We start from the raw sequence: 22,225 nt of genomic DNA, 5'->3' as shown, positions 1-22,225 counted from the left end.
GTGTCAGTTGACGGCGGCGAAGAACTCTTTGCTCTTCACGGGGTCGGGGTTCATGGTCTTCTCGCCAGGGGTCCAGTTGGCGGGGCAGACCTCGTCGGGGTGGTTGCGGATGTGCTGGAAGGCCTGCAGCAGGCGCAGGGTCTCATCAACGCTGCGGCCGACGGGGAGGTTGTTGATGGTGCTCTGCATGATCACACCATCGGGATCGATGATGAAGAGACCGCGCAGGGCCACGCCAGCATCCTCGTCAAGGACTTCATAGGAGCGAGCAATCTCCTTCTTCAGGTCCGCCACCAGTGGGTAGGCGATGTCGCCAAGACCACCGTTCTTACGGTCGGTCTGAACCCAGGCCAGGTGGGAGAACTGGCTGTCCACAGACACGCCCAGCACTTCACAGTTCCGGCTGGAAAAATCGCTGTAGCGGTCGGAGAAGGCGGTGATCTCCGTCGGGCAGACGAAGGTGAAGTCGAGGGGATAGAAGAACAGCACCACGTACTTGCCGCGGTACGAGGAGAGGGTCACCTCCTTGAATTCCTGATCGACCACTGCGGTGGCAGTGAAGTCAGGAGCTTGAAGACCGACGAGCCTCGACATAGTCAGTGAAATGAGTGGTTGAGACAGGCGCGGAAGTGCCGACATTCGGTTAACCCGAACCCGTATCGACTTCCAGTTGTCACCGCAACAATTTATCACGCTTCTCCAGGCCGCAGGTTGCCCCATAGGCTGAGGGCACTACTGAACAGCGCTAATGGCTTGGGATCCGTCGCTGCTGCGGAAATACAACACCACAGGGCATTTTCGGCTGCTCAATCAGCTCCGTGGTGAGTTGAAGGACCAACCGATCCAGCGTCCCCTGGCCACCAGTCGTCCCGAGGCCACTCGCCGCAATCCGGTCCGTCGCCGCTCTGAACCGGATCAGCACACCGCGTCCAGCCCTTCTGCGACCCCTGCGCCTGTCAGGAGCGCTCCCAGCCGTAGCCGTCGCCAGCCCGAGCCCCAGCAACCTGCGATCACAAGCTTTGATCCGATCGTGACCGTGCCAGTTCTTCTGGACGCCTTTCAAGAACCAGACAACTAAGCAGTGACAGGCCTGCGGTACTGGTCTTCGTTACAAACCCTGTTGTTCCTTCATAAACGGGATCTCCTTCAGCTATTCGTTGAGTCAGAGCAGCATCCAATTTCCTCTTGATGACTGAAGCGACGACCTCGACCGCTCCCCTCAAGATCCTGGTTGCTGACGACGAAGAAAACATTCGCCGCATCCTGGAAACCCGATTGGTGATGCTCGGCCACGAGATCACCCTGGCTGAGAATGGAGCTCAGGCCCTCGAGCATTTCCGGGCTTCCGAGCCTGATGTGGTGGTGCTCGACGTGATGATGCCCGAGCTCGACGGCTTTGCCGTAACCGAGCGCATTCGCGCTCAGTCAGAGGTTCCGATCATCCTGCTGACCGCCCTGGGTGATGTCGCCGACCGCATTACGGGCCTGCAACTCGGTGCTGACGATTACATGGTTAAGCCCTTCAGCCCGAAGGAGCTTGAAGCGCGGATCCGCTGTGTCATGCGCCGTGTTTCGTCGGTTCAGGCCAATGGAGTGGCTGGTCCGGGGCGCACCGCCCATGTGGTGGTGGTCGGTGACCTCAGTATCGACTTCAACAAGCGTCAGGCCCATCGGGGCGATGAGCGGATCCGCTTAACCGGCATGGAGTTCAATCTGCTGGAGCTGCTGATCAGCCGATCTGGCGAACCGATCAGCCGCCTCGACATGCTCGAGAAGGTCTGGGGCTACAAGCCGGAGCGCTCCTCGGATAGCCGCGTCGTTGACGTGCACATTTCCCGTCTGAGAGCCAAGTTGGAAGACGACCCCGAGAACCCCGAGCTGATCTTGACGGCACGGGGTCTGGGTTACATGTTCCAGCGCATCCCTCAGGCTATGGAGGCCATCAGCGCTTAAAGCGATCCCTGAGGGACTAACCGACCTGGCGGCTGATGAAGCGCCGACACTGATCGATCGCTGCGGCCAGGTTCTCCGCTTGGCTCAGACCGGAGGCTTTCGTGGGAGTGAAGCTGTGGTCTCCGCTCGGCAGCCAGGCCAGTTCAACGGAGGGGGCCAGGGCGTACTGCTCCACTTCGTCTCGCTTGCCGAAGCTGTCTCTCTCCCCCTGGAGAACCAGACAAGGTGAGCGCATCACCTTGAGATGCTCAGTACGCAGGGACTCTGGTTTTCCTGGGGGATGAAAGGGATAGCCAAGACAGAGACAGGCTTGGACCTCTGGCAAGGCATCGATCAGGAGGCTTGCGATCCGGCCCCCGAGGGACTTCCCACCAATGATGAGGCTGCTCTCAGGACTGTGCTGTCGTTCCCGGCTCACCTCGTCCCGGTAGGCATCCAGAAGCTTGGGGAGACGATCGGGCCCACATCGGCGACCCAGTTCCCGGCTTCGCTGCATGTAGGGGAACTCGAAGCGAACCACCCGGAGTCCACAGGCTCCTAGGCCTTCGGCCATGGTGCTCATCCAGTCGCTATCCATCGGAGCACCAGCTCCATGAGCCAAAAGAATGGTGGTGTCCGACGCTTCTGGTCCATCGACCAACCTGGAGCCATCACAACGAGTCATCGCGCCAGAAGGGATTGGGCGTGACGGGTGAGTCTCGCTAGCCCGTTAGGGCTGTTTTCGATGATCAAATCAGCCTCCTGTTTCAACGGATCAATGAACTGACGCTCGCCGGGGAGCGTTTCAAAAACGGTTTGGCGAAGTGCGAAAGACAACGAATGCCCCCGTTCGTTCAGATCACGCCAGAGGCGGCGCCAGAGCCGCACCGGGAGTCCGAGCTCGAGATAGACCAGCGACTGGAGGAGCGGCTGATTCAGCAGAACTTGCGGACCGAAGGCTCCCTCGAGGACTACCAGTTCATAGACCTGATCCAGCGGCTCGCGCCAGGTCGTGTGACTGACCATGTCGTAGCGACGCAGGGTGTCCGCTTCACGGCGGCAGATCTGATTGAGCTCCTGGAGCAGTGTCGTTGTGTCAATCCCCGCTGGAGTGTCGTAGCCGTAAACCGGATCGGGCGTCCAATTGGGCCAGTAGTAGTCATCGCAGGACAACTGCAGTGCTCTCACGCCCTGAGCTGACAAGGTCGTCTGGAGTGCTCGGACGATGGTGGTTTTGCCAGCCGCTGAGGGTCCGCAAATGCACAACAGAGGGATCATTGCTTCAACAGCCCAGAGAGAAGCGGCCGCAGTTCAAAGCTTTTGGGGACGTACCGTTCTCAAGAGTGTTCTGGTGTGACGACCCTAGGTCGGGCATTGGAATCTTCAGACAAAAAAACCCCGCTCTCGCGGGGCCCTGATCAATGGCGATCAAAGTGGCTCGGGGGAGACTTGAACTCCCGACCTTGGGGTTATGAATCCCACGCTCTAACCAGCTGAGCTACCGAGCCGCGGTGATGTGATTGTAGAGGATCGCCGGTCCGAAACCCTGTTCGCAGCAGCGATCAGGCCCTTGGTGGGAGAAGCTGAAGCGGATTCACCGCTCCACGGCCAGCGGGGATGATTTCGAAGTGCAGGTGTGGTCCTGTACTGCGGCCGGTGCTCCCCATCAATGAGATGACCTTGCCCTGGGCGACGCTCTCTCCAGCGCGGACCAGGATTCGGCTGTTGTGGCCGTAACGGGTCACGGTTCCATCGGTATGACGCAGCTCGACGAGGTAGCCGTAACCGCCGCCATGCCATCCGGCCGAAACCACCTGACCAGATTTGGCCGCCACGATGGGAGTTCCAATGTTGTTGGCAATATCGATCCCGCGGTGCATCCGACCCCACCGCCAGCCGTAACCAGAGGTGAAGATGCCTTTGGTGGGCCAGACCCAAGCTCGATCGTTGAGGTTCTCACCTGCCCCAAAGCCGAAGTCGGGCTGATCAGGCCAACTCAGACCACCAGAGCCGACGGGCTTGAGGCCGAGCACCATTCGGCTGCGAGCAGCGTTGGCCTGGGCGACGCGAATCGGAGTGCCCACAACGAGCTGAGCACCTCGAAGGCCCGGATTCAATTTCAGGAGCTTCTGGATGCTGAGGTTGTAGCGCTGAGCCACCTTGGCCAGGGTGTTGTCGCCACGGCGGATGCGGGCGGTGTCACTGGGCTCGGGCGGTGCCTCCAGCGGCGGTGTGCGGCGAAGTTCTGAGGTGTCAACGGCAGCAACCTGTTTGACCCGCTTGATGCTGCCGCTTGGCAGCACTAACCATTCGCTGCGGCCGAAGACATGATCTGCCTTGACATCGTTCAGCGAGGAGAGCAGTGACTCCTCTTGCTCCAGCTGGCGTGCAAGGTGCTTGAGAGTGATGGCTTGCCGTGCCTTGACCCAGATCTTTTCGGTGCTGGGTTTGCTGTCGGCGGCGGCAATCAGATCAGCGCTAATTGCGGGGGGCGCCGAGAGCTGGGGTAGGGAGGCTGACTTGGAGTCAGCCAGAGAAGGAGCGACAACAGAGCCGGCAGCCCCTAGGGCTGCTGTGCTGGCTGCTGTTGTCAGTAGAAAGTGAACAGGCTTCATCCAGTTTGGCCAAAGGTCAAAGCCCGGTGGAGAAGCCAACATCCTCCGGACGGCGCGAGATTAACGACTGGCCGGCACCCATGCAAGTCCAAGGGGTCAACTTCTGAGTCGAACACACCTGAGTCTCAGGCCGAGACCAACCGTGCTGCAAGCGGTTAGCTGTGTTCAAGTTGCCTGATGGCTTCGAAGAGAACGACTCCAACTGCAGTGGCGAGATTCAGGCTTCTCACTCCACCTCCGTGATCGATTGAGCCGGGCATCGGGATCAGCAAGCGTTGATCGACCTGACTCAGCAGCTCCTGCGGAAGGCCGCTGCTTTCCCGTCCAAACAACAACCAGTCGTCCTTGCGGTACTGGATCTGGTGGTACGGCTCGCTGGCATGCCGGCTCAAGGCCAGAAGGCGGCCACCCCGTTGGCTACGGACACGGAGGAAGTCCTCCCAGCTGCTGTGGCACTCAAGTTGGACCCAAGGCCAGTAGTCGAGTCCAGCGCGCTTCAAGGTTCGGTCATCAATCCGAAATCCCAGCGGTTCAATCAAATGGAGCTCAGTACAGGTTGCGGCGCAACTGCGGGCAACATTCCCTGTATTAGGTGGGATCTCCGGTTGAAAGAGCACGACCTTGGGCATGGAGATCAGCCAGGGACAGGGATTCCAAGCTGGTTCAGGTTGAGGGCTCGCCCATTGACCACAAGCCAGGACTCGCGACTGATGGCGTTCAACCGTTGTTGCAGCTCACCCATCCTGTCGCGGAAGAGACCGCCAATGGCTGTGGACGGAACCACACCCCAGCCCACTTCCTCCATGACAAACACCACCGGCTCGGTCTGAATGGCCAGCTGCTGAAGCAGGGCCGTGAAGCGCTCCTGCCAATGCTGTGGGCTGGCATCAAGGTGTTGGGCTAGCCAGGTCCCGAGGGCATCGATCAGCAGAAGGCGCGGGTGCTTGGCATCCGCTGATTGATTCAGTGCGGCAAGGGCCGCCGTCAAATCAGGACCGACCTCCAAGGTCTCCCATTCGCTTGGGCGCCTGTCCCTGTGTGCAGCGACCCGCTGGGCCCAACGCTGGTCCTCGCCAGGGGCCTCTCCGGTGGCGAGGTAAATCACGTTCCCGGGATGTTGAGCTGCGAGATGCTCCGCCCAACGACTTTTGCCGCTGCGGCTGGGACCTGTGACGAGAACCAGTCCGGCCGAAACCCTGGCTTCAGCCGCCACCGTTCATGTTCTTCAGGGTTGCCACAGCCGATGGGGACACACGGTTGAGGTAGCGGAAGATCCAATACTTAAAAATCGTCGCCAACACCACTGGGAAGGTGGCGATGAACAGCAGGATGAAATTTTCCTCAGCTGGCAGCCCGAGGTGGTGAGCAATCCCGTCCAATAGGACCGTCCAACCTTCGGGACTGTGGAATCCGACAAAGATGTCGGTAAAGAGAATGATTGCGAAGGCCTTGGCGCTGTCGCTTAATCCATAGACGGCCTCGTCCAGGAAGCCACGCAGGACCTGGAGATCACGCCGGCAGAAGAGGCAGACGAAGACAAACCCAATCAGAGCGGCCAGGTCAGCCAGGACGTTTTTCGAAGCCTCCAAACTCTCCGCATCAGCCTCATCTTTGAGGGCATTGGCTCGACGGGCGAGGGCGGACTGGATCTCTTCAGGCGAGGGAGGCTGTTTCCCCTCCAGCAGAGCCTCAAACTCCAATTCCTGCTGGAAGAGCCGCAACTTGGCGACAGCCTTCTCCTGCAGATGGGGCTTCGTGTAATTCAGGAAGGGGATTTCAGGTGCAAAGCGATCCATCAGCGGTGAGATCAACAGACTCCGGCTGGTCTGTTGAATCACGAGCGGCACCAAGATCAGCAGCAGCAGGACCCGCAGCGAGACCAGGGTCGAGTCCCTGCGGCGACGGAAGCCCGCCACAACTGAGGCTTCTGCCTCCGGGTCGAGTTGACGGCGGACTCCGTCGAACATGCCCAGCAGGCTGCGGGGCAACATCTCAGGGGAGCGAGACATCGACGGAGTTGTGGAGCGAGCCCTCCCGTAGCGGGAGACAACGCTCTCCACCAATTGCAGTTGTCTGAGCTCCTGACTGTCGAGTTCGGCCCGCCGAGGCGCGATATCAGCAAGGTTGTCTTGGGCGACCTGAAGAGCCGCACGAAAGCGCCGAAGCATCAGGGCCTTGGCTGATTTCGGAATGCTGAGTTCGAGCTCCGGCCGAACCGGTCGATCGTTGTAGTACTCGAGCTCAAGGCTTTGAATCAGCAAAGCCGCTTCGTAAGCCCTCTCGAGGTTGTTGCTCAGATCATGGGAACTGGCCCGATCAAAGCTTCCAATCCAATCGGTCAGCCCCATGGATTTCTCAGCGGGAGAAGACCCACCAGGTGATCATTGGTACCAGCGTGCCAACGACCAACAAAACGACAACCCAAAGAAACGCGTTACTGGATTCGGTTTCTTCCTTGGTCGGGATATTGGTTTCCACCGGCATCCGTTCCACCAGTTGCGGCGGGCCGGGATCCTCGCCCCCTTGGAGCACCACTTCCAGGCGATTGAGGGCATCGAGGCTGGCTTGGCGATAGCGGGCTCCCTCCCGCAGAGGGAGCCCCATCGTGCTGATGGCCGTGCTGGAAAGCAGGTTGGACGGCAGCTGCTCGAGCAGGTCTGCACTCGCCACGACGGAAGCGCTGTTGTTCTGTGCCTCAATCAACAGCAGCAGCAAGCCCTCACGGCTGCTCGCGTCCTGCCACTGTTGAAGCAATTCCTCCCCGAGGGTTTCAAGGCTGATGCCGTAGTCGAGGCGACGCAGGGTCACCAGACGGGCATCAACGCCGAGATCGGAAAATTGCTCGAGGCGCTGGTTGACATCGCCACTGGCAGCCCGGCTGAGAACTTCGGCGCCATCGAGGACATGACTGCTGGGCCGCTGGGCGGGAAAATCAGCGGCCCCAGTTGCCAGCGCAGCGGATGGGGCGATGAGGCCGGTGATCACCAAAGCGGTGGCCATCACCAGAGACCAGAGCTTGCTGCGGAGGAAATGACGCACCAGCGAACGCTTGAATCTCCGGACAGTCTGCCGTTAGCTGGCCAGGCTGTCGCGATGAAGCAGGGAGATCACCTCAAGGATTGATGTACTTCGGGCTGGCTCCAGGCCAAAGGCCTCCTGCAATTGCTCGAGGAAGGTCAATTCCGCCTGGGTCTCAATGTGGTCGGCGTGAATCAAATGGGCGGCCACAGCCAAGGCCGTTTCCCGTTGAGCGATGGAGAGGAGGGGCGTCGCCTGCTCGATCAACGCCTCACAGTTGCTGCCACGCAGTTGGTTCAAAACCCGATCAAGAAGCGACCCCATCTCTTGATCGCTCAAGCGACGGAAGGGCTGGCGGTATTCCAGTTGTTGGCGCAACGCCCTGGCTTCAACTGCACTGAGCTCCCCGTCCGAAGCAATCGCCGCGAGGGCGACGGCTGCAAACGCCTCGGACGCTGAAGTGAGCTCGGGTTTGCTCATGAAGCTTGCGCTGGTCGCCCCCATTTGAGCGTCTTCCTTCGCGAAATCGCTTCTGATGTGAGCCTGTGACAACGTGAGAGCACTTTTTCGCCGACGCCTTGCCTCTCCCAGCTCGCCTCTGCCTGGTCATTGGCGTCCTTGGCTTGCTGCTGTCTGTGGGCAATCAACTCACGGCACCGGAGTTGAGTCCAGCCCTGGAGAGGGCAGCTGTGCTGAGCAGTCTGCTCTCCGTTGGCTTGATGCTCATCTCCATTCTCTGGACCAGGGCTGCTCCGCTTGCCCCGGAACGGGTTGCATTGGATGGGGAGGAGGGTTTGGAGTTGGCGGCCGATCTGCCAGAACCACTCCGTCAGGAATTGGGTTGGGGTAGTCAGATGCTGTTGACGGCTACCCCCGCTGCCTCGCTGCTGCTGCTTTGGCGCGGTCAAGTGCTGTTGCGCCGAGGTGTGTTGGCGGACTCCCGCTTTCAGCCAGGCCCGATCTGTGCGCGGGCCTGGACAACCCAAAAAGCGATCAATCTTGTGAACCTCGCCCTGTATCCAGGCCGCAACGAGTTTGAAGGGCTTCCGACGAACACACCAGCCGTGATCGTTCAACCCATTGCGCAGGATGGATTGTTGTTGGTGGCTGGTTGGTCCCCCCGTTGCTTCACCCGTAGCGATGAAAGTTGGATCGAGGGCTGGAGCCAGAAGCTCAGAATGCAATTGGAGCGGGAGCTCGTTTCTTCCCCTCTCCACCCTGGCCCTTCGGAGGAAGCGTGAAGCGTGAGTTCACCCGTGCGCCAGGAGAACTGAAGACTGCCGTTCCGTCATCACCGATCTTGCCCTCGAGTCGCTTGGCTCGTGTCACTTGTTTGTAGGTGTCCCGTTCAAGGACCACCTGATCAAGGGCTTCAAATCGACCGCTGGGCCAATTCCAAAGGCAGCGGGTGGCCGTCAGCCGTTCTCCGGGCTGCTTGAGCTCGCAGCTTCGTGAAACCTTGACATCACTCTTCTCCAGATCAATCGAGAAGCGATCGCCTTGCGCTTGAAGGGCATTGAACTGACCCTTGAAGGGCTGATTGCTGCTCAGCTGCTGATCGTTAATCGCCCAGCGTGTTTCTTGTGCATCAAGCCAACCCTTGCCATCGGCACTGCGGATCTTCACTGGGGCGACGAGGTCAACAAAGCCCTGACGAAGATTGCCGCGTAGCCCTTGAGCGGTCAGGACAAGACTGGGCGTTGGTGTCTTGACTCCTTGGTTCTGATCCTTTGAGGACGCGTTGGGCTCAAACCGTTCACCCCGGATCACGGCAGGGGCCTTGAGATCGCCCTGCTCGGGCTTCCAATCCACCCATTGAGCTTTGACTTTGAGGGGGAGTGGGGCGGGGGCTTTGGGATTGCTCACCTTGCTGCGTCCGTCCTGCCAGTGCTCGAGCACAGGAGCACCCCGCAGCTCGACCAGATCCCGCTTGATGAAGTATTGGGCCGTCTGCGCACTGATGCGCGAAGTCCGGTCCAAAGCCACAGGGCGTTGGTCAATGACCATTCGCTCTTCGCGCGGGAGCCAGCGGGCCGCATCGCCGGTGATCTCCACAGGTTCGTTACCCAGCAGGGTGATACGAACACGGCCCTCAAGCTGGATCGCCTGACCGTCGCCGATCACGGTTCCCCGTTGGGCCGCAATCAAGATGCTGGGTTGGCCGCGTCGAAACACGGTGCCGCGGGGTTTCAAGGCCTGGGCGAGTTTGCGCTGGATGTCGTAGCGGGCTTCTGGACTCTTTAGTTCCCAGGCCGGAGCTCCGTTGGGGTCTTGTTGGCGGAGGTCCAGCGCTCGAAAGGCGAATGGTTGAGCCGTTTGCCGAGTGGCCGTCGAGCAGCCCACAAGAAGGAAAGCAGAGGCGATCAGGAGCGATCGGGTCGTCCATGCCATCAGAGGGGATCCTCCAGTTCCAGACGCGCCATGACCGGTGAGGGCTCAGGCAATGGGGCTCCGCATTGCAGGCCTCCCCAATTCAGCTGCTCGAGCCAATCTGAGCTGACACCGGCCTGGGCTCCGGACTGGGGAATGGGTTGTCCGAGCTGTTGCAGCATCCGGCTCGAGAGATCTGGCAGAAGGGGTGCCATCAGCAACGCCACCATTCGTGCTGCTTCCAGCACCGCATAGAGGTCTTCGGCCACCTGTTCGCGGGTGCCTTCTTTCTTCATCAGGCTCCAGGGGGCCTGCTCATTGAGAAAGCCGTTGGCTGCAATGGCGAGTTGCAGCGCTGCTTCAGCGGCGGAGCGGAACTCCAGGTTCTCCAGCGCAGGAAGACTGATGCTCTTGGCCTGGGAGGCCGCGAGCGCTAAGGGATGGTTGCTGTCCTTGGCCTGAGCCGCTGGAGGGACGGCCTCATCGAACCAGCGACGTGCCATGGAGCTGGTGCGGTTCAGCAGGTTTCCGATCGTGTTGGCCAGGTCGTTATTGACCAGATCGCTGAAGCGCTGCTGCTGGAAATCGCCGTCTTCACCGAAGGGAATGTCGCGCAACAGATACCAGCGGACTGCATCACGGCCGCAGCGATCCAGCAAGTCGACAGGATCGAGCACGTTGCCCAGGGATTTCCCCATCTTCTGCCCCTCGCGGGTCAAGAAGCCATGGCCAAACACCTTGGCGGGCAAAGGCAGCCCGGCTGAAAGCAACATTGCCGGCCAGTACACGGCGTGGAAGCGAAGAATGTCCTTGCCAATGACATGAACTGAAGCGGGCCAACCACGCTGCAGTGCCGTTTCGAGATCGGGAGCATCGCTCTCCTCCAGCAGCGCGGTGATGTAGCCGAGCAGCGCATCAAACCAGACGTAGAAGGTGTGCCCCTCATGGCCCGGCACCGTGATGCCCCAAGGGAGGTTGATCCTGGAGATCGAGAAATCCCGCAGCCCTTGCTTGACGAAATTCTCGACCTCACGGCGGCGGCTGACCGGTTGGATAAAACCAGGCTTGCTAATCAGGGCTTCAATCTGCTCCTGATAGCGCGACAGCCGGAAAAACAGGTTCAGTTCATCGCGCCATTCCAGGGCTTTGCGGTGGATTGGGCACTCCGGATCCTGGGCCTCATGGGGATCGTCCTTGAACTCCTCACAGGCGACGCAATACCAGCCCTGTTGGCGTCCTTCAACAATGTCTCCACTGGCTTCGACCCGAGCAAAAAATTGCTGAACGATCTGGTGATGACGTGAATCCGTTGTGCGAATCAGCCGGTTGTTGCTGATCTGCCAGCGTTCCCAGAGATCGCGATATTGAGCACTGACACCATCGCAGTGGGCCTGAGGCGTGAGGCCAGCAGCCTCAGCTGTGCGCTGAATCTTTTGCCCGTGTTCATCACAGCCGGTGATGAACAGCACCTCTTCCCCTTTGAGCCTCTGGAACCGGGCCAGGGCATCACAGGCCAGGGTTGTGTACGCACTCCCCAAATGGGGCTTGTCGTTGACGTAGTAGAGGGGGGTGGTGAGGGTGTAAGTCATCGGCCGGATCCTACGCAGCCCTTCCCGATCCCGCCTTCAGCTGCGAGCCTGGGAGTGACTGCTCAATCAAGGCATGCCAGCCCACATCGAATCCGCCCCGGTGGTGGTGTGGGGAGGTGGAACGGGGGGCGTGTCAGCCGCCATTCAGTCCGCGCGATCTGGGGCCGCCACCATCCTGTTGACCCCTGGTGCCTGGTTGGGGGGAATGGTGAGTGCTGCCGGGGTGTGCTGCCCGGATGGCAATGAGCTCAGTCCATGGCAAACCGGGCTTTGGGGTGCGTTCTTGCGTGGGATGGCTGACGCGGAACCCGGCGGCCTCGACCAGAATTGGGTCAGTTGCTTTGGCTTTCGGCCGGCTCAGGCCGAGGACCTGCTGCAGCGTTGGGTCCAGGCTCTCCCCAATTTGAGCTGGTTAGCGGGCTCTCGTGCTCTGGCCGTGCATCGCTCAGAGCGCCTGATCCGATCCATCGAAGTCGAGCAGGCAGGCGTGAGGCAAGAGCTGGCCTGCAGCGTTCTCATTGACGGCAGTGATCGCGGCGATTTGCTTCCTCTATTGGGCCTGCCCTTTCGCTTTGGCTGGGAAGCCCAGGAGGTCTGGAATGAGCCCAGTGCTCCGAGCGCCAGGCGCATGGCGTCTGAGCCCTTCTTTCGCAAGCAACCTGTGCAGTCCCCCACCTGGGTGGTGATGGGTCAACTCAGTGCGGATGAACCACCGCCGGGGCTGCCGGAGAAGCCACGGCTCTCTGCCCCCTTTGAGCAGGCCTGCCAGTCCTTTGGCCTGGCCAAGACACTCACCTATGGGCGCTTACCGGGTGGCCTGGTGATGCTCAATTGGCCCCTGGATGGAAACGATTGGCATCAGGACCTCGCACGGGCCTTCAGCGCTGAGAGAGCCGCTGAGTCCGATCTCTATCGCGAGATGCAGGATCACACCTCTTCCTTCGCGGCTGAGCTGCGGGAAGCCTCCCATGGTTGGCTCGAACTCGGTGATGCCTTCCCCAGGAATTCGGGTAGCCCAGCCCCCTGGTTCGCCGCCATGCCCTACTGGCGAGAAGGCCGGCGAATCAGGGGCCGCAACACCGTGATTGAACAGGACCTCCTCCCCCAGCATTCCGGTCGCTCCATCGCCGAACTTCCTCGCGATGACAAAGGGCAGGTGAACTCCATTGCCGTTGGTAATTACGCCAATGACCACCACTACCCAGGCGGTGACTGGCCGTTGGCTCCCAAAAGCTGCCGCTGGGGTGGGCGCTGGTCAGGGACACCCTTCTGTGTGCCCTACGGCGCGCTCTTGAGCGCTGATCTCGACAATTTCCTGGCGGCTGACAAAGCCTTCAGCACCTCCCACATGGCCAACGGTGCCACGCGCCTGCAGCCATTGATTTTCAATCTTGGTCAGGCAGCAGGTGCCGCGGCGGCGTTGTCCGTGGAGATGGGGAAGCCGCCAGCCGAGCTGCCCGTTCTGGCCCTGCAGGAACGCTTGATTCGTGACCCAATGGCGCCAGCTGGTGTGGTTCCGCTCTGGGATACGGCATGGAATCATCCGGACTGGGCCCAGAGACAGCGCGCCGTTCTTCAGGCGCCGGAGCTGTTGAGCCAAACCGGTCTTTGGCAGGGGGCCGCCTCAGGCCGATCCGTTGGCGCCGCTCAGGGGGCCTCAGCCTTGGATCGAGCGCAACAACGACTCCAGGGGTCGTTGGTTCCGATCGAGGACGGGACCTATGCATTCGATCTCGCCAGGCCCATGCTCGGATCTCGCCGCTGGCCCGTGATCACCCTGGAGCCGGCCGTTGATACCTGGCTGGCGAAGCTTGATTGCGCCAAGAACGTGGAGCTCATGGGCTGCTTCAACCCGTGGGGCCCCTGGTTGCGGGTCTCAGCTGTCGCGAACCAGGCCTCAGAAGGGTGACGCGCTGAGTCTCAACTGATCACGAAGAGAGTCCACGGACTGGACGCGAAGCAGTAATCCATCCCCTGGCTTGGCTTGGCTTGGGCATTCAGCTGCCAAATCCATAGCGAGTTCATCAATCCGAACCAAGCCAAGGTTGTCCTGGGGACGCAACCAGCGCAAAAACTGAGCGCGCCATTGCTGACCTTTCTGCGCCTCAAACCAGACCTGTTGCCAATGACGCTGATCTTCCCTGGAGATGCCGATGCCTTCTCGAACGGCACCATCGACCTCGTTGACCAGCTCCTGGAGGCTTTCTTCGCTGAGGGGGGTTTCGGCGGCCAGTTGCCGTTGCACCAGCAGGTCACCGTATCGGCGGATTGGGGAGGTGGCTTGGACATAGGCCGGAAGGCCCAGGCTGAAGTGAGCCGCGGGCTTGGTTCCCATCAGCCCGCGGCTCAGGCAGCGTTTGATGGCGGCGTAGCGGACTGCCCCATCTGGCAAGGCCTCCAATTCAGTTTTGGCCGGCAGTTCCGCTGGGAGCTGACTGCGAAATGGAAGGGCTAGCTCCCTGTCCTGTCCCAACTGAGCAGTGACTGCGCCGGCCAGGATCATCGCCTCAGCAACCATTTGCCGAGAGGAGCTCGGCTCGGTGACTTCCAGCTGAGGAGCGCCGTCACGGCAGCGGATCCGTCCTTCAGGGAGGTCCATCTGCAACGCCCCCTGACTCAACCGCCAAAGCCGTCTGCGGCTCAAGAGTGCTTCGAGATCGGCGAGGTCACGGTCCTGTGGTGGGGCTAATTCGATCAGTTCATCCGCGTCCTCGTAGCTCAGGCGATAGATCGGTTTGACCCAGCTACGCACCACGCCGTAGTCCGCCAGGGATCCGTCGTCGTTCAATTCGGCCCAGGTGCTCCACGCTGCCGTGCGCTGACCGGCCCGCAGGCTGAAGACTCCGGTGGAGAGGTTTTCCGGGAACATCGGCACGTTCCCTTGGGCGAGATACAGGCTGCTTCCACGCCTGCGAGCCTCCAGATCGAGCGGCGAGCCAGCTGAGATCAGACGTCCTGGATCGGCCACATGGATCCAGATTCGCGTTGGGCCAGCGGCGGTCTGCTCCAGCGAAAGTCCGTCGTCGATGTCGCGTGTGTCCTCATCGTCAATGGTGACGCAGCGCTGGCCGGATAAATCACGGCGACTGGCATCGCTGGGCTGCTCTTGTTCAGCGTTTTGCTCGATCTGTTGGGCTTGCTTTAGTAGTTCCTCGGAAAAGCCACTGCTCCAGACCGTCCCAGTCATGGAGACCAGCTGATGCGGGTCCCACTGCCCCAAGTCCACCAAGAGATGACGCAGTTGGCTTCGCTCTTGGGTCAGGTGCAATTGGCCCAAGCTTTGTCGCATTGCTTCAGGTAGCCCCTCAAGCTCAAGGCGCCCACTGGCCACTTTTTTGAGTAACTCGATGCGCTCCAGCTGCAGTTCGCTGCAAAGGCTGGGCTCAATCGGCCGTCGTTCTTTGAGCAGAAGAAACCAGCGATGTTCCGCCTCTTCCGCAATGGCCTTGAGACGCCGTTCGCGGCGTAGGGGTTTCAGCTCCTCAAGGCTGCGGGCATGGACACCTCCCTGCTTCCAGCGGAACCACTGTTGCCCGCCCACCAAGGCAAGCCAACAGGCACTCAACTGGACTGGTTCGGTTCCCCCGCAAACCAGATCACAGAAGTCATACAGACCCAAGGGTTCGCTTTCGTCCTTGAGCAGCAACCAGGCGGCACCCCAGGCCGAGCGACGTGGCTTGGCCTCAGCTAAAACCTCGCGATTGAACACCCACGGAGAAGCCCCCAGCCGAAGCGGTGCAGAGGCACCACTCGGTAGGGGGCAGATCAACTCCAGTTGCCTCTGGGGGACAACCTGTTGCTTGGAGTCAAAACCAACCCTGAGCCGCGCTTTGCTGCCCTGGATTGATTCGACGATGGCTATTTGAGCGGTACGCGTCTCTTGCAGGCCGACGAGATCGCCGCTGTGGAAGACCGCACCGCTCAGGGATCAGCCCTCAGGATTAACGAAGGGCAGAAGGGCCACGATGCGAGCACGCTTCACGGCATTGGTCAGATCACGCTGCTGCTTGGCGGTGAGGCCAGTCAGACGACGGGGCAGGATTTTGCCGCGCTCGGTGATGAACTTCTTGAGCAGATCAACATCTTTGTAGTCGATCGGTTCACCGGGCTTGATCGGTGAAAGGCGTTTCTTGAAAAAGGAACTAGGCATGACTGAACGGAGAGGAAATGCAGAACATGGAGATCACGCCGCTGAGATCACTTGATCTCTTTGTGGACCGTCGACTTGTTGCAATGCGGGCAGAACTTTTTGAGTTCAATCCGTTCAGTGGTGTTGCGGCGGTTCTTCTGGCTGGTGTAACGAGACACGCCAGGAGACCGCTTCGCGGGGTTGGACCGGCATTCCGTGCACTCGAGAGTGATCACGATCCGGACGCCCTTGTTCTTAGCCATAAAGGACGTTGCGCCGCTGGAGCGATGCGATTGGACAGTGGACAACCATACCTTGTCGCCTGACCAGGCCTGGTGTCTTGCCTCTTTAAACTCGGCGTTCTGTTTGCCCGTCTCAGATGCAGGTCTCGCTCCAATGGCTCCGGGAGCTGGTGGCCTGCGATCTGGCACCGGATGTACTCGCCGAAAAGCTCTCGATTGCGGGCTTCGAGGTGGAAGAGATCACCGATCTTGCCGCCCGTGCCGCAGGGGTGGTTGTCGGGTTCGTCGAACATCGGGCGCCCCACCCCGATGCGAACAAGCTGAGCGTTTGCACGGTTGCCGTCGGCGCGGACGCACCCCTTCAAATTGTTTGCGGCGCCAAGAACGTGCGCGCAGGAATCCACGTCGCTGTGGCCACCGTTGGTGCCTACCTACCGGCTGTGGATCTCAAGATCAAGCCCGCTGAGCTGCGTGGCGTCGCCAGCAGCGGCATGATCTGCTCCCTCTCAGAGCTGGGACTAGCCGACAGCTCCGACGGCATCGTGATCCTCGATGAGGCCCTGGAGTCCGTGCCCGCCGTGGGCAGCCCCGTTGGACCTCTGTTTGGACTCGACGACCAGGTCTTGGAGCTGGCGATTACCGCCAATCGACCCGACGGCCTCTCGATGTTGGGCATTGCCCGGGAGGTGGCGGCCCTGACGGGAGCCCCCCTGAGCCTTCCTCCTCTTGCAGAACCCCTCGCTTCGGAGGCCCTGCCGGTTGGAGCAGATGTCCAGGCCCGCATTGAGGAGGGCGGTCTCTTCAGCCTGACGGCTCTCTCCGGGCTGAAGGTCGGTCCCTCTCCCCGCTGGCTGCAGAGCAGGCTTGAGCGTGCCGGTCTGCGGCCGATCAACAACGTGGTCGACATCACCAATCTGGTGATGCTGGAGCAAGGTCAGCCCCTGCACGCCTTTGATGCCGATCGGCTCGGCCAGCTCAGCGGAAATCGTTTGGACCCAACGGGCATCGACCTGCGTGCGGGCCGTTCCGGCGAGGCCTTCACCACACTCGATGGCTGCAGCCACACCCTCAGCGAGGACGCCTGGGTCGTGAGCTACGCCGACCAAGCGATCGCCCTTGCCGGTGTGATGGGCGGCGAAGGCACCTCTGTTCATCTCGGTACGCAGTCGATTTGGTTGGAGGCGGCGATGTTCGCCCCCCAAACCGTCCGCAAGAGTGCCCGGAGCCTGGGCTTGCGCACGGACGCCAGCAGTCGCTTTGAGAAGGGCCTGCCTGTGGAAGTCACGCTGAGCGCTGCGGATCGGGCTGTGGCGCTCCTCAAGGAACTCTGTGGTGCCACGGTTGAAGGACGCTGGCTGCATCAGCGCGCCGAGGCAGCGGTTGAACCATTGGAGTTGCGCCGCGATGCCCTCCACAACCTCCTCGGTCCGGTGGCCACAGCGGATGGCCTTGAAGAGGATCTGCCCGATGCGGAGATCGAGCGCATTCTTCAGGCCCTTGGTTGCACCCTTCAGGCTGCGGATGACGGCTGGCTGGTCCAGGTGCCCCCGGCCCGCGCCATGGACCTGCAACGGGAGGTAGACCTCATCGAAGAGGTGGCTCGTCTGGTTGGCTATGACCGCTTCGCCAGCCACCTGCCGGACCCCATCGCCCCCGGTGGGCTAACGCCCTTGCAAGAGGCTGAGCGGAGGCTCCGCAGACTGCTGACTGCCGCCGGTCTTCAGGAGGTCTGCAGCCTGTCCTTGGGACCCGCAGAGGCTGAGCGCCCCGGTGCCGACCCGAATTGCCGAGTGCCTCTAGCCAACCCGCTTTTGGCGGACTACAGCCATTTGCGCGACAGCCTTGTCGATGAGTTGCTCCTGGCGGCTCAGCGCAACCTCAAGGCTGGTCGCAGTGGCTTCTGGGCCTTCGAGATTGGCAATGTCTTTGATGCCACAGCCAAGGGGGCACCCCAGAGCCAACACCTGGCTGGTTTGATCTGCGGTTCCAGGCAGGCTGAGCTTTGGAGCCAGAGCGGCAAGCCCCAGGCCCCTGATTACTTCAGCGCCCGTGGTGTCCTTCAGTCCGCGTTGGCTGGTCTCAAGCTTCCCCTGGAAGATCGGCGCCTGAGTGAGCATCCGCTGCTTCATCCCGGTCGTGCCGCCCAGGTTGTTGTCGAGGGTCGCCCTACCGGTTTCTTTGGTCAGATCCATCCCGAGCTGGCCGAGCAGTTTGATCTGCCTGCCACCACGTATCTGTTCCAGTTGGAGGTCAGCGCGCTGCTGAGTGCTGCGACCCGACGCAACCGCTGGCAACCGACCTTTGCCCCCTTCGCAACCGTGCCCGCCTCAGAGCGTGACCTTGCCCTGGTGGTTTCTGCGGATACAGCAAGCGCCCAGCTGCTCAACGCCATTCGTAAGGCGGGTAAGCCCCTGCTGGAGCAGGCAGAACTGGTGGATCGTTATGACGGGGAACAAGTGGCGGCCGGATCCTGCAGCCAGGCCTTTCGTCTGCGCTACAGGGATCCCAAGCGCACCTTGAAGGACGTCGAGGTTGATGAGGCCCACCAGAAAATCCGTGCTGCTCTCGAAAAGCAATTCGGCGCCCAGCTACGTGCCTGATCCCGTCTGCGTGAGGAGGGTCAAGCACTCAACATGGCTGGTCTGGGGGAAGAAATCCACCGGTTGAACCCGCTGAAGCTGATAACCACCCTCCTCGCTGCAGAGCTGTTGCAGATCCCTAGCCAGGGTTGAGGGATTGCAGCTGATATAGGCCAGCCGCTCTGGCTTTTCGTCGAGGATGGCCGCCAGCGCCTCCGTACTCAGTCCTTTCCGGGGCGGATCGACCAGCAGCGATCCGGTCATTTTTAAGCGATCGGCCAAGACGCTGGCCACCTCGGCCTGCTCAAAGAAGGCTGTTTTGATCGCATTGCGCTCTGCATTGGCCGTGGCTTGGCTGACCGAGGACGGATGCACTTCCAGGCCTAAGACCTTCAGACCAGAGCGAGCCAAGGGCAGGCTGTAGGTGCCGATACCGCTGTAGGCATCGATCACTGTTGCGCTTTGACCTGTGGCAAAAAAGGCTCGCAACGGTTCAACCAGACGTTCAGCTTGGGGCGTGTTGACTTGAAAGAACGTGTCCGCAGCGATGCGCAACTCGATGCCGTCAAAGACCTCAAGCAACCAGGGGCGACCAGCGATCAGGTCCGTTTCTGGACCCATCACGACGTTTGATGCCTTGGGCTGAATGTTCAGTCCAACCCCGACGACCTCGGGCCAACGCTCCATCCATCGCTGGGCCAGGGTCTCCAGTCCCTTGAGTTGCCGGTGACTGCTGATCAGCGTGATCAGGATTTCCCCGGTTGCTGACCCCACCCGCAGGGCCAGGTGACGCAGCCCACCCTTGGCCCCCAAGTTCACATCAACGGGCCAGCCAGCTTTCTCCAAATCCCGCTTGATGGGCTCAATCAATGCATCGATCCTTGGATCGAGGACCGGGCAGTGATTGAGGTTGACGATCTTGTGGCTACCGCGGCGGTAATACCCGGCACGCAGCCGTCCGTCGGGAGCGCGCTCCAGTGGGATCAGGGCTCTGTTTCTGTAGCCCAGTTCGAGATTGCAGCCCCAGACGGGCTCGACATTCACATCTAATTTGGCCAGCCGGCTCAGGCTCTGCTGAACGAGATCCCGCTTGAGCTCGAGCTGCATCTGGCTTGAGCAGTGCTGCAGGCTGCAACCACCGCAGCGCTCCGCAAGGATGCAGGGGGGCTTTTGCCGCTCTGGACTCGCTTGGCTGACCTCGAGTAGATCCGCCTCCAGGTGGCGCTTTGCGCAACGGCGCACACGGGCCTGAACCGTTTCACCGGGTAGGGCCCCGGGAATGAAGACAGCCGTTTCATTCCAACGGCCGACCCCTTGCCCTTCGTGGCCAAGACCAGTCACAACCACATCAATGGTTGTACCCAATTGCACCTTGCTTGCTCCCATCACCCCTTTCCGTCGTTCTTTGACCCTATCGGTGCGTAAACACCTGCCCAGAGCGAGGCTTTTCAGTGCTTCTCCTCGATACAGTGTCACGGTCAACGGTGGTTTCGATGAGCGTCGTACGCGATCTGATCCTTCAGGCAGACGATCAGCTCCGCTACCCCACCGGCGGTGAGCTGCGCTCCATGGTGGAGTTCCTCTCCACTGGTTCCAATCGCCTCTCCGTTGTCCGGATCCTGACCGACAACGAGAAGAAGATCGTTGATGAGGCTTCGAAGCAGCTCTTCAGCCGTAAGCCCGAATACGTAGCGCCCGGTGGCAATGCCTACGGCGCCAAGCAGCGCGCCCAGTGCCTCCGCGACTTTGGCTGGTACCTGCGGCTGGTGACCTACGGCGTTCTCGCTGGAAGTACCGAACTGATCCAGAAGATCGGACTTGAGGGCGCTCGCGAGATGTACAACAGCCTTGGCGTCCCCATGCCCGGCATGGTCGAGTCCATGCGCTGCATGAAGGAAGCAGCCCTGGTCCTCCTCAGCCAAGAGGATGCGGCTGTCGCAGCGCCTTATTTCGACTTCTTGATCCAGGGAATGCAGACCCCCTGCTAACCACCTGTTTCACTTCTGCACAACAATCGCCGGCGAAAGCCGGCTTTTTTGTGTCCGCGTACTGACCGCGCTTTCTCTCAGCTGTCCCAGGCAAGCCTCATGTCTAGTCCCGTCTTCAGCGCTGAACGCGACGAGCAAGACACTCTTCTTCAGCAGGTGCCTGAGGCCTGCAATGGGTCAACCCAGCTGCCTCCTTCTATCCGCATAGCTGGACTGAAGGCGAGTCCAAAACTAGATGTGCGGAATACTTGCCTGCACTCGCCAAGCGCGCATGCCTAGACAGGCAGATCGAAGACTCCAAGTCGTCTCGTCTTGCCGGAAGCCTGAGACTGAGCACACGTCTCATCCGAGACGCGCGCAACCGTGCTCTGCCTATGTCTTCTGGGTGCCTTGAATGGCGTAAAAAGCTGCGTACCTGTGTCTACAGCAGGTACGCAGCTCACAAAAAGCTGATCATCACTGGATTCTTTTTCCTTGTCCACGCTCATGGACAAGAGGTTTCTGGAGTGCGGACAATCCCAAATTGCCTTGGTACCTGGCTCCGGGAAAGGTCATGCACGCAACAGCTCAGATTGCAAGTAAAACACTATCTATAAACAACTGGTGCAAGGCTGCTCTAGTGTCCCAGGTTTGTTTCTGCTCTGGACAAGTGCAGAGACAGGTTTGAGACGTGCAATCAAGCTGCTTCGCGGTAGCGCTCCTTGAGGAATTGATAGGCCTCGTTCAGCCGGCGCATTTCGTCGGCTGACCCGCCAGCGTCGGGGTGATGGCTCACGGCCTGCGTGCGATAGGCCTCGCGAATCTCGCGCAGGCTGTAGGGCCGATCAGCAACGGTTGCGAGTTGCAGCATCCGCAGCGCGCTGTGCACGGTCATGCTGTTATCGATGGCATCGAAGGATGTGCTGCGCTTGGTTCGCGTGCGGTGACGCTGCACAAAGCGCGTAATCAAGCTGGGAACACGAGCAGCCAGGGTCGTGCCGCCAAAGGGATCCTCGAGGATTCCCGCTGCAACGATCACCCGTTCCAGGGTGGGGTGGCCTTCCTCCCACTCAGGTGCATAGGAGTACATGACCTGTTGCACCAAGTTCCAGCCAAAGGGTCTGCCGTCGCTGTCGCCGGACTGAGGCCAAACATCTCGTCCTAGCCAGACCATCGCCGCTTCCAGTGCGGCCTCCGTCGGTGCTTGGCCGTAGACCTCGCTCCAATGTTGTCCGGCTTGCTGGAGGGCTTGATCCAAATCCAGGCCCCTGATCAACGCAAGGGTCGGGTCGGAAGTGTTGGCCCGCGCCGGAGCTTCGAGTGTTTGCTTGACACGCTTAGCTTGCTTTCGAACAAAGCCAGGCAGCTGGATGCCTCCACCACCACTTCCGACCGCCGCCGGGCGGTGGTCAGCGACTGTCTCGGAGTTCTCGGATGCGACCCTTCCTTGGTCTGTTAATGCGACCAGACTGGAGTGAACGAGAACGATGGAGAGGTCTTCGTCGAGAAGCCCAGGTGGCTCCTCCTCGGCTGCCTCAGTCGACGCGTTCAGCTCAAGCTGCGGCACTGCCTCAGTGCCCGCAACGGTCTTTTCAGCCGCTTCAAATGGTTCGCTGTCCTCGTCCTGCCCTCCCCTGACCTCCTGGAGTAGGCGCTCAACCGTTGCTCCGCGGCTGCGAAGACCGAGTTGCCCCTTCAGGCCATCAATCCAACCCAGAAGCTCCTCGCTGAGTTCCAGCGAGATCCGGCGTTTGTCGGTCTCTCGCTGGCTCACGCAGCCTCGG

22 protein-coding genes and 1 tRNA gene are annotated in these 22,225 nt (G+C 60.6%); 6 read left to right on the top strand and 17 right to left on the bottom strand.

Features of this window, described 5'->3' with window-relative positions; genetic code table 11:
• Positions 1-3 precede the first annotated feature (3 nt).
• Positions 4-594, bottom strand: coding sequence for a peroxiredoxin (locus ACLM42_RS05175; RefSeq protein WP_247910974.1), 591 nt, complete (start codon positions 592-594; stop codon positions 4-6).
• Positions 595-748: 154 nt separating this feature from the next.
• On the opposite strand from ACLM42_RS05175, the gene ACLM42_RS05170 reads away from it, so the two are divergent.
• The gene (locus tag ACLM42_RS05170; RefSeq protein ID WP_415399961.1) at positions 749-1,078 is read left to right on the top strand and encodes a hypothetical protein; all 330 of its coding nucleotides are present in this window, start codon (positions 749-751) and stop codon (positions 1,076-1,078) included.
• Between the two features lie 110 nt (positions 1,079-1,188).
• On the top strand, positions 1,189-1,953 hold the full coding sequence (rpaB, locus tag ACLM42_RS05165; RefSeq protein WP_247910976.1) for a response regulator transcription factor RpaB: 765 nt from the start codon (positions 1,189-1,191) through the stop codon (positions 1,951-1,953).
• Positions 1,954-1,969: 16 nt separating this feature from the next.
• On the opposite strand, the gene ACLM42_RS05160 is transcribed toward rpaB, so the two are convergent.
• The 9 genes from ACLM42_RS05160 to ACLM42_RS05120 all read right to left on the bottom strand — a co-directional run bounded on the left by ACLM42_RS05160 (position 1,970) and on the right by ACLM42_RS05120 (position 8,045).
• A complete protein-coding gene (locus ACLM42_RS05160; protein ID WP_415399960.1) occupies positions 1,970-2,617 on the bottom strand; it encodes an alpha/beta fold hydrolase in 648 nt (215 codons plus the stop codon).
• Positions 2,614-3,210, bottom strand: a complete 597-nt coding sequence (locus ACLM42_RS05155; RefSeq protein ID WP_415399959.1) for a uridine kinase family protein — start codon at positions 3,208-3,210, stop codon at positions 2,614-2,616. Before ACLM42_RS05155 ends, ACLM42_RS05160 begins: the two co-directional genes overlap by 4 nt.
• Positions 3,211-3,366: 156 nt before the next feature.
• Positions 3,367-3,440: transfer RNA gene (locus tag ACLM42_RS05150), tRNA-Met, on the bottom strand.
• Between the two features lie 54 nt (positions 3,441-3,494).
• Entirely contained in the window at positions 3,495-4,547 is a 1,053-nt protein-coding gene (locus tag ACLM42_RS05145) for a peptidoglycan DD-metalloendopeptidase family protein (RefSeq protein WP_415399958.1), read from the bottom strand.
• A 155-nt stretch (positions 4,548-4,702) separates the two neighbouring features.
• Positions 4,703-5,176, bottom strand: coding sequence for a tRNA (cytidine(34)-2'-O)-methyltransferase (locus ACLM42_RS05140; protein ID WP_247910980.1), 474 nt, complete (start codon positions 5,174-5,176; stop codon positions 4,703-4,705).
• 5 nt (positions 5,177-5,181) lie between these two features.
• Complete coding sequence (gene cobU, locus ACLM42_RS05135; RefSeq protein ID WP_247910981.1) at positions 5,182-5,760, bottom strand: bifunctional adenosylcobinamide kinase/adenosylcobinamide-phosphate guanylyltransferase; 579 nt, start codon at positions 5,758-5,760, stop codon at positions 5,182-5,184.
• Positions 5,750-6,895 carry a proton extrusion protein PcxA gene (gene pxcA, locus ACLM42_RS05130; RefSeq protein ID WP_247910982.1) on the bottom strand — a complete coding sequence of 382 codons (1,146 nt, stop codon included), beginning with the start codon at positions 6,893-6,895 and terminating at the stop codon, positions 5,750-5,752. Before pxcA ends, cobU begins: the two co-directional genes overlap by 11 nt.
• A gap of 7 nt (positions 6,896-6,902) precedes the next feature.
• Positions 6,903-7,547, bottom strand: a complete 645-nt coding sequence (psb32, locus tag ACLM42_RS05125) for a photosystem II repair protein Psb32 (protein ID WP_415400131.1) — start codon at positions 7,545-7,547, stop codon at positions 6,903-6,905.
• Between the two features lie 72 nt (positions 7,548-7,619).
• Positions 7,620-8,045, bottom strand: a complete 426-nt coding sequence (locus tag ACLM42_RS05120; protein ID WP_415399957.1) for a tellurite resistance TerB family protein — start codon at positions 8,043-8,045, stop codon at positions 7,620-7,622.
• 98 nt (positions 8,046-8,143) lie between these two features.
• Here ACLM42_RS05120 and ACLM42_RS05115 point away from each other — a divergent pair, with 98 nt between their 5' ends.
• Complete coding sequence (locus tag ACLM42_RS05115; protein ID WP_415399956.1) at positions 8,144-8,806, top strand: cofactor assembly of complex C subunit B; 663 nt, start codon at positions 8,144-8,146, stop codon at positions 8,804-8,806.
• On the opposite strand, the gene lptC is transcribed toward ACLM42_RS05115, so the two are convergent.
• Both lptC and metG read right to left on the bottom strand, forming a co-directional pair.
• Positions 8,739-9,956, bottom strand: a complete 1,218-nt coding sequence (gene lptC / locus ACLM42_RS05110; RefSeq protein ID WP_415399955.1) for an LPS export ABC transporter periplasmic protein LptC — start codon at positions 9,954-9,956, stop codon at positions 8,739-8,741. The genes ACLM42_RS05115 and lptC overlap by 68 nt on opposite strands.
• Positions 9,956-11,524, bottom strand: coding sequence for a methionine--tRNA ligase (gene metG, locus ACLM42_RS05105; RefSeq protein WP_415399954.1), 1,569 nt, complete (start codon positions 11,522-11,524; stop codon positions 9,956-9,958). Before metG ends, lptC begins: the two co-directional genes overlap by 1 nt.
• Before the next feature lie 73 nt (positions 11,525-11,597).
• Here metG and ACLM42_RS05100 point away from each other — a divergent pair, with 73 nt between their 5' ends.
• Positions 11,598-13,433: an FAD-dependent oxidoreductase gene (locus tag ACLM42_RS05100; RefSeq protein WP_415399953.1), complete on the top strand. Its 1,836-nt coding sequence runs from the start codon at positions 11,598-11,600 to the stop codon at positions 13,431-13,433.
• On the opposite strand, the gene ACLM42_RS05095 is transcribed toward ACLM42_RS05100, so the two are convergent.
• From ACLM42_RS05095 to rpmG, 3 genes are all read right to left on the bottom strand, one after another.
• Positions 13,422-15,233, bottom strand: a complete 1,812-nt coding sequence (locus tag ACLM42_RS05095) for a ribonuclease catalytic domain-containing protein (RefSeq protein ID WP_415399952.1) — start codon at positions 15,231-15,233, stop codon at positions 13,422-13,424. The genes ACLM42_RS05100 and ACLM42_RS05095 overlap by 12 nt on opposite strands.
• 219 nt (positions 15,234-15,452) lie before the next feature.
• Complete coding sequence (gene rpsR, locus ACLM42_RS05090; RefSeq protein ID WP_010316983.1) at positions 15,453-15,674, bottom strand: 30S ribosomal protein S18; 222 nt, start codon at positions 15,672-15,674, stop codon at positions 15,453-15,455.
• A gap of 47 nt (positions 15,675-15,721) precedes the next feature.
• Positions 15,722-15,916, bottom strand: a complete 195-nt coding sequence (gene rpmG / locus ACLM42_RS05085) for a 50S ribosomal protein L33 (protein WP_010316985.1) — start codon at positions 15,914-15,916, stop codon at positions 15,722-15,724.
• 116 nt (positions 15,917-16,032) lie between these two features.
• Here rpmG and pheT point away from each other — a divergent pair, with 116 nt between their 5' ends.
• Positions 16,033-18,495 carry a phenylalanine--tRNA ligase subunit beta gene (gene pheT / locus ACLM42_RS05080; RefSeq protein ID WP_415399951.1) on the top strand — a complete coding sequence of 821 codons (2,463 nt, stop codon included), beginning with the start codon at positions 16,033-16,035 and terminating at the stop codon, positions 18,493-18,495.
• Here pheT and rlmD read toward each other — a convergent pair.
• Positions 18,484-19,860, bottom strand: coding sequence for a 23S rRNA (uracil(1939)-C(5))-methyltransferase RlmD (gene rlmD / locus ACLM42_RS05075; protein ID WP_247910991.1), 1,377 nt, complete (start codon positions 19,858-19,860; stop codon positions 18,484-18,486). The two genes, pheT and rlmD, sit on opposite strands and share 12 nt — an antisense overlap.
• Positions 19,861-19,967: 107 nt before the next feature.
• On the opposite strand from rlmD, the gene ACLM42_RS05070 reads away from it, so the two are divergent.
• Positions 19,968-20,462, top strand: a complete 495-nt coding sequence (locus tag ACLM42_RS05070) for an allophycocyanin (RefSeq protein ID WP_415399950.1) — start codon at positions 19,968-19,970, stop codon at positions 20,460-20,462.
• 676 nt (positions 20,463-21,138) lie between these two features.
• On the opposite strand, the gene ACLM42_RS05065 is transcribed toward ACLM42_RS05070, so the two are convergent.
• On the bottom strand, positions 21,139-22,215 hold the full coding sequence (locus ACLM42_RS05065; protein ID WP_415399949.1) for a J domain-containing protein: 1,077 nt from the start codon (positions 22,213-22,215) through the stop codon (positions 21,139-21,141).
• Between the last annotated feature and the right edge of the window lie 10 nt (positions 22,216-22,225).

It is taken from the genome of Synechococcus sp. W4D4 (genome assembly GCF_047716805.1).
Classification (GTDB): Bacteria; Cyanobacteriota; Cyanobacteriia; order PCC-6307; family Cyanobiaceae; genus Vulcanococcus.
This window is presented reverse-complemented; position numbering and strand designations above follow the sequence as displayed.